Origin of the sequence: Asticcacaulis sp., from assembly GCF_020217185.1 — a bacterium.
Lineage (GTDB): Bacteria > Pseudomonadota > Alphaproteobacteria > Caulobacterales > Caulobacteraceae > Asticcacaulis.
On sequence record NZ_JAIWNX010000029.1, the window covers coordinates 1 to 10000 of the forward strand.

A 10000-nucleotide genomic window follows, 5' to 3' on the forward strand; every position below is an offset into this window, starting at 1 on the left:
TTCGCGAGGCCGTCGAAAGCGACGGGTCCATGGCCGAAACGACCTTGTCGCGCATCTGCACCAGAAGGTCGGAGACCGATTCCCCGGCCGCCAGCGTCACGTCAGCGACCGATGTGGCGCGGTTGAGCGAGTTTTTCACCGCACTGAGCGAGCTAAGGTCAGCGCGCTGCCCCTGCGCGATCGAATACAGCGCCGCATTGTCCTTGGCGCTGGACACCTCAAGGCCTGTGGAGATCTTGGTTTGCGTCGATTCCAGTTTGCGGGTCGTTGCATTCAGATTCTGCAACGCCGTCATGGCAGTCTTGTTGGTATTGACGCTTACCGTCGGCATGAGGATTCTCCATATACGCTACGACTCAGAAGTCTTAACGAACATGGTAACCAAAAGGTTAATTCATGCAAACGCCTTTATCCGCGACCCTGCCAGGTACGCGGTAAATATCACAGCTCACAAACCGGAAAAAGACGTCAGATATCGGTCCTGACGATGCTTCCCGCCTTGTAACTTCTCGATTTTTGCATTTCCAGCAGCTCCTTTTGCGGGAACTGGCGGACCACCTCGCCTGTATAGCGATCAATCGCGCGATAGATGAACTCACCGCTGTCCGGGTCCTTATCTATCGTCAGTTTGAGCATATAGGCCGGTTGGGACTGCGCCCGGTCATGATTCGACAAACCGTTTTCCGTCTGGCTGCCCGAGGTCGCCGGAGCGACTTCCTGAACGGGCTTGACCGGCTCCACGGGCTTAACCTGAGTGGGGTCGGTGACGGCGGGCGGGGTTACTGCATTCGTAATCATCTCCTGTATTACGCACGGCGACTTACGCCGTTGCGCCCTCTGTTTATGACCGTGATGCCGAGCCAGACATCAGATCAGAGAAAAAGGGGGCGGACGCCGAAACGCCGCCCCCGTCATTCCTTAACGGAACAGGCTCAGAACCGTCGAAGTCGATTGGTTCGCGATCGACAGGGCCTGAACGCCAAGCTGTTGCTTGGTTTGCAGGGCCTGCAGCTTTGCGCTTTCCTTCGCCAGGTCGGCATCCACAAGGTTGCCGATCCCGTTTTCGATCGAGTCAGACAGCTTGCTGATGAAGTTGGCGTGGTTAGCCAGCGACTTCGAAGACGTACCGAGCTTCGCCAGCTTGGCCGAAACGTCGTCGATCTTGGTCGCGAGGGTCGCAACCGCCGCCGAAGCCGTAGCCTTGGTGCCGATCGTCGTCGCGTTGATACCCAGACCCGTCAGAGACAGGTTTTGAGCCGCAACGGTCAGCGTACCACCGGAGTCGTTGGCCAGAGCCGAGAGGGCCGAGCCACCTTGCTTGATGATGTTGATGCCGTTGAACGTCGCGTTGTTGACGGTCTTGCCGATCTGGTCGCGGATCGCCTTGAAGTCTTCGTTCAGAGCGGTGCGGCTGGCCGTGCTCAAGCTGGAGTCAGACGCTGCGAGGGCCTTTTCCTTCAGCTGCGAGAGCATGTCGGAAACGGATTCGCCGGCCGAGATGGCCACATCGACGACAGATTGGTTACGGGAGAGCGATTCCTGAACCGCGTTGAGCGAGGAAACCTGAGCGCGCTGCCCTTGGGCGATGGCGAAGACGGCGCCGTTGTCCTTGGCGCTGGCGACCTTCTGGCCCGTATTGATACGGGTTTGGGTCGTTTGCAGGTCGGCGTTGGTCTTGTTCAGGTTTTGCAGAGCAATCATAGCTCCGCTGTTGGTATTCACGCTATTGAGCGCCATAGGTCTAGTCCTTCTTCTAGATGAACCGGAGACATTTTGTCGTCCGGCGGCATTTTGCCTGACCCTTTGGCTGCAAGCGGCGGGCCAAACCTCCGCTTACGTAAAATCGAGGCATGTAATTGAAATATAAGCGTTATACATGCCTTAACCACACCCATGGCCCGGCAATTTTTGCCGCTTACCGGCAATTTTTGCCCGGTCCGGCAGTTTTTGCCGCGCGCGTTTTGGGCAAAAAGAAAGCCGGAGCCGGGCCCGCCTGGACCCGCAACTCCGGCCTTTAAAGACCTTACTGGAACAGCCGGGTAACGACACCCGGAGCCTGATTGGCGATAGACAAGGCCTGCACACCCAGCTGCTGCTTGGTTTGCAGGGCCTGAAGCTTCGCACTTTCCTTGGCCAGATCGGCGTCCACAAGGTTGCCGATCCCCGATTCCATCGAGTCGACCAACTTCGAAACAAACTGTGCGTGCGCATCCAGCGACTTCGATGACGTCCCCAGACGGCCAAGCGCCGCAGACACATTGGCGATCGAGACATCCACGGCATCGGCAATGGTCTTTGCCTGCGCCGCCGAAGTAAAGGCCGAACCCGCCGAAAGCGTGATCGTGCTGCCCGTCAGGCTGAGATCCTGCGCCGCTACGGTCAGCTTTGACGAGCCGTCCGCATTAGCCAGAGGAGCAATCGCTGAAGCGCCATTTTTGATCAGATTGACCCCGTTGAACGTCGCATTGTTCACCGTTTTCGAAATCTGATCGCGCAGCGCCTTGAAATCTTCGTTCAACGCCTGACGACTGACCGTGGTCAGGGACGTATCCGAAGCCGCGAGTGCCTTCTCCTTCATCTGGGTCAACATATCCGCAACGCTTTCGCCGGCGGAGATCGCTACATCGACAGCCGATTTAGCCCGATCAAGCGAGTCCGTCACCGCACCAAGGGAAGATACATCCGAGCGCTGGCGGGTGGCGATGGCGTAAACCGCCCCGTTATCCTTGGCGCTCGCAACCCTCAACCCTGTATTGATGCGGGTTTGCGTGGTTTGCAGTTCGTTGTTGGTTTTGTTCAGGTTTTGCAGGGCGATCATCGCACCCGCATTGGTATTGATCGACATATTCGGCATCGATAACGTCCTTTCCATTCTGGTCGGGGATTTGACCGGCAATTTTGCCGCAAAGCCATTTTGGCCTGCCCGTTACCTAGCAATGGAAATGCCAGCCTGTAAGGTCGCGTTAAATATTTTTATCGTTGTTTTTAATGGATATTTTTAAATTGAAAAAGGCGGGAATCAGTGACTCCCGCCCTTGCCCTCCGGCCCTGCCCGGCAAAATCTGCATCAGGGTGAATTTTTAACCGAGTGACGCCCGCACCGTGCCAACAAAAGCCGGATCGGCAGCCGGCGCCGTGTCCTGACGGGGCATCAAGCCCTGCATGATCAGGCGATTGACCTCGATCAGCGGCGCGATCTCTTCCTGACCGCGCATGACGGCGGAGGTATGACGGTTGACCCAGATCGACAGGGACACGATCTGCGCGCGCAGGGTTTCAGGCAGACCATTGCCCGGCAGGGCGCAATCCGTCCCCAGAACCGACCACAGGCGGCGGTTCCAGTCGAGCGCATCCATGCGACGGGAAACCTCGCTCCGGTCGAGCTCGGCCGCCTCCATCAGCGCGCGGGTAACCTGACCGAACAGACGATACTCCGTCTGGCGCGGATCTTCACTCCGCTGAGCCGTCTTCTGATAGGCCTGTAGAGACATGTCCAAGTCTTTCGTCTTCGTACTCGATAAGCTTACGGCAGCCCATCAGGGCCTTGTAATATTCGCGCCCCATGATGGCTTTGGAAATCACCACACACTCCGCCAGAATGGCCGGATTGGCGATGACGCTCATGAATTCGGTCATGCGCGTCAGGAACTCGTCGTAATATTTTTCCGCCCCCGCCTCATCGAGGTACATCATCATCACCGGGAAGTAGATGTGACGCGACGGAGAGGTGACCTCGCTGGCCTGCATGATGTCTTTTTCACGCAGCACCGAGGCCTTGTTCTGGAGCACAAGCGAACACCGGCGGTCACCGTTCTGCACGACGGCACCGTTGAGAACAAATTTTTCACCCGGCTTGAGCGACAGTTTGAGCGGCATGTGAGTCCTTTTGGCCAGCAGCTTAGGCTTCGCACGGTTAATATCCGGTTTCGCACGGCCGCAAATATAACGGGCGTAACGCTATCCTGATCTTAATCGAATCATCGCATAAGATTGCACGTTCATGACCATCTGTCCTCACCTTCGGTCAAATGCCCCATACAGAAAGCGGCACAGAGCGTGGGGCACAGACGGGTGCGGAGAGTCCAATGCCCAAAAAAACGTGGCCAATCAAACATCAGGCTGTTGAAACCGCGGCCGCAGAGGCCCTTGAGATACGCCCGGCAAAGGTTCTCGCCACGCCCGATACGGTCAGCTCTATCGCGATGAACGCCGCCGCCACGCCTCCGGGTAAGGACGTTCTGGCCGATCTGGCCTCAACGATTCTGGGGGATTCCGGGTCTTCGGCCGCCCTCGAAGCCCTGATGGAGGCCACGCGCTACATCAGCGAGGTGCGTCTGCTCACGCTTTTGAAGGACTCGCTGCTGCTTGTCCAGAAATCCGACTATGAGGGAGCGACGCAAAAGGCGCTGGAAGCGCTGCGCGTCAATGAAAAGTGCGGCACGGCCTGGCATATTCTGGCCGTATGCCGCGAAAAGGCCGGCGACATCAAAAGCGCCTTCACCTGTTTCGAAGCCGCCCTGCAACTCGAAGAAGACAATACCGGCATCGCCAATGATCTGGGCCGCCTGGCCTATCAACTGGACATGCACACGCAGGCCGAAAAACTGTTCCGTTATGTGCTCGACAAAAACCCGGACGATTTTGAGGTCGCCAACAACCTCGCCTCGTGCCTGCGTGAAGTGAGCCGCTTTGAAGAGGCGATTGCGCTCCTGACGCCATTTCTGGAAAAGGACCCGTCCAACGGCACGCTGTGGAACACGCTGGGCACGGTGGTCAATGCCAAGGGTGACCTGCCGACCGCCCTCCTCTTCTTCGACGAAGCCGTCAAGTTCGTCCCGGATGACCCCAAGCCCTGGCACAATCGCGGCCTGATCCTCGGCGCTCTGGGCGAGATTGACGCGGCGATCCACAGCCTTGAGGCCGGCATCAAGCGCATGGTCTCGCCCGCCCAGATCGAGGCGGCGGAACTGGCCATGGCCTTCTGCTATTTCTGCAAGGGCGATCTGATGCCCGGCTATCGTTACTATGCGGCGCGCAAAGGCCTGCATAGCCTTGAAGGCATGAAGTATATTACCGACGTCCCGGCGCTGGATCTGTCGCAGTCCCTGACGGGCAAGTCGGTGTTCGTCACCACCGAGCAGGGGCTGGGCGACGAGATCCTGTTTGGCACGGTGCTGCCCGACCTTCTGGCTGAGCTGGGGCCGGGCGGACACCTGACTCTGGCCGTCGAAAGACGCCTTGTCCCCCTCTATGCGCGCAGCTTCCCGCAGGCGACGGTGATCGCCCACGGCACGGGCAAGATCAATGGCATTACAGTACGTCACTTCCCCGGAATGGACACCAGCCGCGCCTATGATGGCTTTGTCATGCTGGGTGACCTGCTGCCGCGCTACCGCCCCAACGCGCAGGCCTTTCCGCGGCAAAACAGCTTCCTCACCCCCGATCCTGCGCGCGTCGCCCACTGGAAGGCCGAGCTGGACAAGCTGGGGCCTGAGCCCAAGATCGGCCTGTTGTGGAAAAGCCTTGTCCAGCATTCGCGCCGCGACCGCTACTATTCCCCCTTCGAAAGCTGGGCCCCCATCCTGCGCACGCCGGGGGCCGTGTTCGTCAATCTTCAGTACGGCGATGTCAGCGAAGAACTGCGTCAGGCCGAACGCGAAGGCCTGAGCATCTGGAACCCGCCGGGCATCGACCTGAAACAGGATCTGGACGATCTGGCCGCCCTGTGCGCCGCCATGGACCTGATCATGGGGCCTTCAAACGCCACCAGCAATATCGCGGCCAGCGTCGGCACCCCTATCTGGATTCTCTCCCCGTCCAATAGCTGGCCCATGATGGGCACCGACTATTACCCGTGGTACGGTAGCGCCAGAATGTTCCTGACCCCCACTCCCGGCGAGTGGACGCCTGCGCTTGAGGAGATGCGTCAGGCCCTGATCCGTGAGGTCGCTGCCCCGGTGCAGGCCCTGTCCAGCGACGATATACGCCGTCAGTTTCAGGGCGTTGAGCGCGCCCTTCTGATGCGCGACTGGGCCGAGGCCGAAACGCAGGCGCGCGCCCTTTTACGCCACGTGCCCGACCATATCGGTGCCTGGCAAGCGCTGGCCACCGCGCTTGACCGGCAGGACCGCATTCCGCAGGCCCTCGACGCCTATCAAACGGCTCTGAAGCATCAGCCGGATTCGCTCGATATCGCCGCTGATCTGGCGCAACTGGCCTTCCGCATCGGCCTTTATGACATGGCCGAACGCTTTTACGGCCTGATCGTTCAGCGTGATCCCGGTCACCTGATGGCCGTCAACTATTATGCCGCGGCGCTGCGCGAGCAGTCGAAGTTCGATCAGGCCATCACGCTTCTTCAGGCCTATCTGAGCGACTATCCGAAGCAAAGCGCCCTGTGGGATACGCTGGGCACCATCCTGCTGGCGCAGGGCGATGCCGACACGGCGCTGATCTTCTTCAACGAAGCCATCTCGCTGGACAACAGCCTGCCGGCGCGCTTCAACCGCGCCTGCCTGTGGATGGAAAAAGGTCTGCTGGCCGAGGCCCTGCCGGAGCTGGAACTGTGTCTGGATCGCTTCTCCGAGCCCGGTAATCTGCGCTCGGTCGAACTGAGCATGGCCTATGCCCATTTAGGGCTCGGCAATCTCAAGGCCGGGTGGCAGGCCTATGCAGCGCGCCATATGACCGGCACGCCGAAGCAGGTACATTTCGACCTGCCCGCCGGCCCGCTCAAACCCGAAGAGATTTCCGGCAAGCGTCTGTTATTGCTGGCCGAACAGGGGCTGGGCGACGAGGTCATGTTCGGGACTCTGGTGCCGGATATTATCGAAAAGCTGGGCAACGGGGTTTTGACCTTAGCCGTTGAAAAGCGCCTCGTGCCGCTGTTTGCGCGGGCCTTCCCCAAGGCCCGCGTTCTGCCGCATCACACCGAAAGCCGTGACGGCGTCATTACCCGCAGCGTGCCGGGCCTGTCGGGCGACAGCGTGGACGGCTGGGCGCTGATGGGGGATTTCCTGCCGCTGTTGCGCGGCGATCTGGAGGCCTTTGCCAATAAAGCGCCGGTGTTCGTGCCTGACCCGGCGCGCGTCGCCTTCTGGAAAGGCGAACTGGCCAGACAGGGCAGCGGCCCGAAGGTTGGCCTGCTATGGAAAAGCCTGATCAGCCATTCCCGCCGCGACCGCTTCTACCCGCCTTTTGAGTCCCTCGCACCGCTGCTGGGGCGCAAGGACCTCGTCTTCGTCAACCTGCAATATGGCGAGACGGTCAGCGAACAGATCGCCGCCAAGGCGCAAGGCGCACGCTTTTTCACCCCGCCCATCGACCTGCTGAACGATCTGGGTGAACTGAGTGCCCTGTGCGCGGCGCTGGACGTGGTCATCGGCCCCGCCAATGCCAGCACGCAGATCGCCGCGGCGACCGGCGTGCCGACCTGGTTCGTCATGACGCCCGGCTCGTGGACCCAGTTGGGGAGCGACCATTGCCCGTGGTACGCCAATGCCCGCGTCTTCGTCACCGAAGAGGAGCAATGGGCGTCGCTCATGCAACGGGTGTCGGAGGAGATCCAATAAAAAAAGGTGGCGGGGTTTCCGCCGCCTTTTCATTATCTTCGGCGCTAAAATTAATGCGCCATATACAGGTTCAGATTGGTGTTGTGCAACAGCGCGCGCGTCGTGCCGCCAAAGGCGAATTCGCGCAGACGCGACCGCCCGAACGCCCCGGCGACCATATATTGCGCCTGATGCCGCTGATTGGCCTCGACCAACGTGCTGATCAGATCATTGCTTTTGGGCAGGATATCGACCTCGACATTCAGGCCGTGCAGCATGTAGTAGCGCGCCAGCTTGCCCAGATCGGCCGGATTTTCCCCGACCGGAGCCCCGGCCACCACCACCTTGGACGCTTTTTTCAACAGGGGCACGGCACGACGCGCGGCGCGTGACGACGGCTCCTTGCCATCCCACGCCACCAGAGCCGTCCCCCCCACCGCAAAGGGCTGACGGGCGATAAATACCCCGGCGCGTTCTTCCATCAGTACCTGCTGAAAGGCTTCGGACAACAGGCCACGCCCGCGCGCGCTTTCATCGCCGAAGACCACAATGTCCGACAGGCGTGTTTCCGTCGCCAGACACTGCCACACCGGCGATTTCAGCGGCAGGAACAGTTTGTGTTCATAGGCCGTGTCGTTATAGGCGTCGCGCGCCACGGCCTCGGCCTCTTCGGCAGCCGATTTCAGCCCGTCCATGGCCGCCATCTGCACCGTGCCCATAAAGCCTTCGCCCAGCCACGGGGCCAGTTCGGCCGGATCGGGCGGCGCAAACAGGAAGCTCAGTTGCCCGCCAAACGCGCGGGCAATATCGGCGGCAATGGCAATCGCCGTCTCTTCCGAGGTGGCACCCGATACCGGCACCGATACGCGCGCCCAGGCGCCACCAGCAGTGAGGGGGGAGTCAGTCATCAGAGGGGCCTCCTTTTTTGTGCATGGTCAGCATTTAACCACGACGCAACGCGCCTTATGGCTGTAAGTATAGGCCTCGCACCGTGGATTGGACACGCGGCATATGGCCCCAATACACAAGTATCCCGTCAACACTTTGTGAAACCCGATGGCCCCTCGCACCCCACCGTCCCGACGCCCCGCCAGCGATCCGGCCCCGCGCGCCTGGCAGCGTATGCTTTCCGGGCGTCGCCTCGACCTGCTCGATCCGTCGGCCATGGATATTGAGATTGACGATATAGCGCTCGGCCTGTCGCGCGTCGCCCGCTGGAACGGACAAACCACGGGCGAACATGGCTTTTCGGTCGCCCAGCATTCATTGATCGTCGAAGACATCTGCGCCCATCTGAAGCCGGGACTGGAAACGCAGTGGCGGCTGGTGGCCCTGTTGCACGATGCACCCGAATACGTCATCGGTGACATGATTTCGCCGTTCAAGGCGGCGCTTGGCCTCGATTACAAGCGGTTTGAGCATCATCTGGAACAGGCCATCCATATCCGCTTTGGCCTGCCCGCCGTGGTGCCACCGGACATCAAGGCCCTGATCAAGCGCGCCGATCACGCCTGCGCCTATTTCGAAGCTATGCAACTGGTCGGCTTTTCCGACGCCGAAGCCCGCACCTTTTTCGGCACCCCGCCCGAAGGCTATGAATTGCACCTGACCGCTCTGTCGGGCCCCGAAGTCCGTGCGCAGTTCGTTGACAGGTTCTACGCCCTCAGCCAAGGTTTGTGAGGAGGAACTTCCTGTGCCGGTCAGCCTGACGATCGAACTGTCCGCCGTGGTTATGGCGATCAAGGACAATGAGGCGATGGTCCTGTGCCTGACCCTGCCCGACGGCACGGCCCTGCCGTCGGGCCCGTTTCGCCCGGAGGCGCACCGCACCTTCGATCTGGCCGTGCGGGCCTTTGTCACCGAACAGACCGGCTTTTCGGCGGGCTATGTCGAACAGCTTTATTCGTTTGGTGACGAAGGGCGTCAGGGCGTGAGTTCGCTGCCCCCCGGCGGCAGCGATCAGCGCGTTATTTCGCTGGGCTATCTGGCACTCACCGCCGACAGCGCCTTTCAGTCGCGCTTGTCCGCTCAGTGGAAGCCCTATTCCGCCTTCTTTCCGTGGGAAGACTGGCGGCGCGGCGAACCGGCGGCGGTCGCCCCTTTGCGTCGGCGTCTGCGCGACTGGTGCGACGCCGCTCCGGACCAACAGTCGGCCGCTGAGCGGCGCGGGCGCGTCGAAACCCTCTTCCCCGAAGACAGCGACCTGTGGAACGAAGAACGGGTGCTGGATCGCTATGAACTACTCTACAGCGCCTGCCTGATCCATGAATCGCGCTGCGCCGAAGCCTCCAGCGGCAGCGGCACGGCCATGCTGTCGGACCACCGCCGCATTCTGGCCACGGGCCTGTCGCGACTGAGGGGTAAGCTGAAATACCGTCCGGTGATCTTTGAGCTGATGCCCGAACGCTTTACGCTGCTGGAATTGCAGCGCTCGCTGGAGGCCATCAGCG

10 protein-coding genes are annotated in these 10000 nt (G+C 60.5%); 3 read left to right on the forward strand and 7 right to left on the reverse strand.

Translation table 11 applies throughout. The annotated features are described in order from the left end of the window. From LDL37_RS01380 to flbT, 6 genes are all read right to left on the reverse strand, one after another. On the reverse strand, positions 1-331 hold a 331-nt coding region (locus tag LDL37_RS01380; protein WP_290793251.1), incomplete at its 3' end, for a flagellin. A gap of 137 nt (positions 332-468) precedes the next feature. Then, on the reverse strand, positions 469-798 hold the full coding sequence (locus tag LDL37_RS01385) for a flagellar protein FlaG (RefSeq protein WP_290793254.1): 330 nt from the start codon (positions 796-798) through the stop codon (positions 469-471). A gap of 120 nt (positions 799-918) precedes the next feature. Further along, a complete protein-coding gene (locus tag LDL37_RS01390) occupies positions 919-1737 on the reverse strand; it encodes a flagellin (protein WP_126424020.1) in 819 nt (272 codons plus the stop codon). Positions 1738-2023: 286 nt separating this feature from the next. After that, a complete protein-coding gene (locus LDL37_RS01395; protein ID WP_290793258.1) occupies positions 2024-2854 on the reverse strand; it encodes a flagellin in 831 nt (276 codons plus the stop codon). A gap of 226 nt (positions 2855-3080) precedes the next feature. Continuing rightward, positions 3081-3491, reverse strand: a complete 411-nt coding sequence (gene flaF / locus LDL37_RS01400; protein ID WP_290793261.1) for a flagellar biosynthesis regulator FlaF — start codon at positions 3489-3491, stop codon at positions 3081-3083. Continuing rightward, positions 3451-3876, reverse strand: a complete 426-nt coding sequence (gene flbT / locus LDL37_RS01405; protein WP_013480567.1) for a flagellar biosynthesis repressor FlbT — start codon at positions 3874-3876, stop codon at positions 3451-3453. Before flbT ends, flaF begins: the two co-directional genes overlap by 41 nt. A gap of 209 nt (positions 3877-4085) precedes the next feature. Between flbT and LDL37_RS01410 the strand changes: the two genes are divergently transcribed. After that, on the forward strand, positions 4086-7571 hold the full coding sequence (locus tag LDL37_RS01410; RefSeq protein WP_290793265.1) for a tetratricopeptide repeat protein: 3486 nt from the start codon (positions 4086-4088) through the stop codon (positions 7569-7571). 50 nt (positions 7572-7621) lie between these two features. Here LDL37_RS01410 and LDL37_RS01415 read toward each other — a convergent pair whose 3' ends face one another. Further along, positions 7622-8458 (reverse strand): universal stress protein, encoded by an 837-nt coding sequence (locus tag LDL37_RS01415; RefSeq protein ID WP_126424024.1) that lies wholly within the window; start codon positions 8456-8458, stop codon positions 7622-7624. A 148-nt stretch (positions 8459-8606) separates the two neighbouring features. Between LDL37_RS01415 and LDL37_RS01420 the strand changes: the two genes are divergently transcribed. Both LDL37_RS01420 and LDL37_RS01425 read left to right on the forward strand, forming a co-directional pair. Then, positions 8607-9230, forward strand: coding sequence for an HD family hydrolase (locus LDL37_RS01420; RefSeq protein WP_290793269.1), 624 nt, complete (start codon positions 8607-8609; stop codon positions 9228-9230). Between the two features lie 13 nt (positions 9231-9243). Then, positions 9244-10000: NAD regulator (locus tag LDL37_RS01425; protein ID WP_290793271.1), on the forward strand; the 757-nt coding region annotated here is incomplete at its 3' end.

Excerpts from the sequence above, each read along its gene's own strand:
- LDL37_RS01385 (WP_290793254.1), bottom strand. The coding sequence starts at position 798 with ATGATTACGAATGCAGTAACCCCGCCCGCCGTCACCGACCCCACTCAG.
- LDL37_RS01390 (WP_126424020.1), bottom strand. The coding sequence starts at position 1,737 with ATGGCGCTCAATAGCGTGAATACCAACAGCGGAGCTATGATTGCTCTG.
- LDL37_RS01395 (WP_290793258.1), bottom strand. The coding sequence starts at position 2,854 with ATGCCGAATATGTCGATCAATACCAATGCGGGTGCGATGATCGCCCTG.
- flaF (WP_290793261.1), bottom strand. The coding sequence starts at position 3,491 with ATGTCTCTACAGGCCTATCAGAAGACGGCTCAGCGGAGTGAAGATCCG.
- flbT (WP_013480567.1), bottom strand. The coding sequence starts at position 3,876 with ATGCCGCTCAAACTGTCGCTCAAGCCGGGTGAAAAATTTGTTCTCAAC.
- LDL37_RS01410 (WP_290793265.1), top strand. The coding sequence starts at position 4,086 with ATGCCCAAAAAAACGTGGCCAATCAAACATCAGGCTGTTGAAACCGCG.
- LDL37_RS01415 (WP_126424024.1), bottom strand. The coding sequence starts at position 8,458 with ATGACTGACTCCCCCCTCACTGCTGGTGGCGCCTGGGCGCGCGTATCG.
- LDL37_RS01420 (WP_290793269.1), top strand. The coding sequence starts at position 8,607 with ATGGCCCCTCGCACCCCACCGTCCCGACGCCCCGCCAGCGATCCGGCC.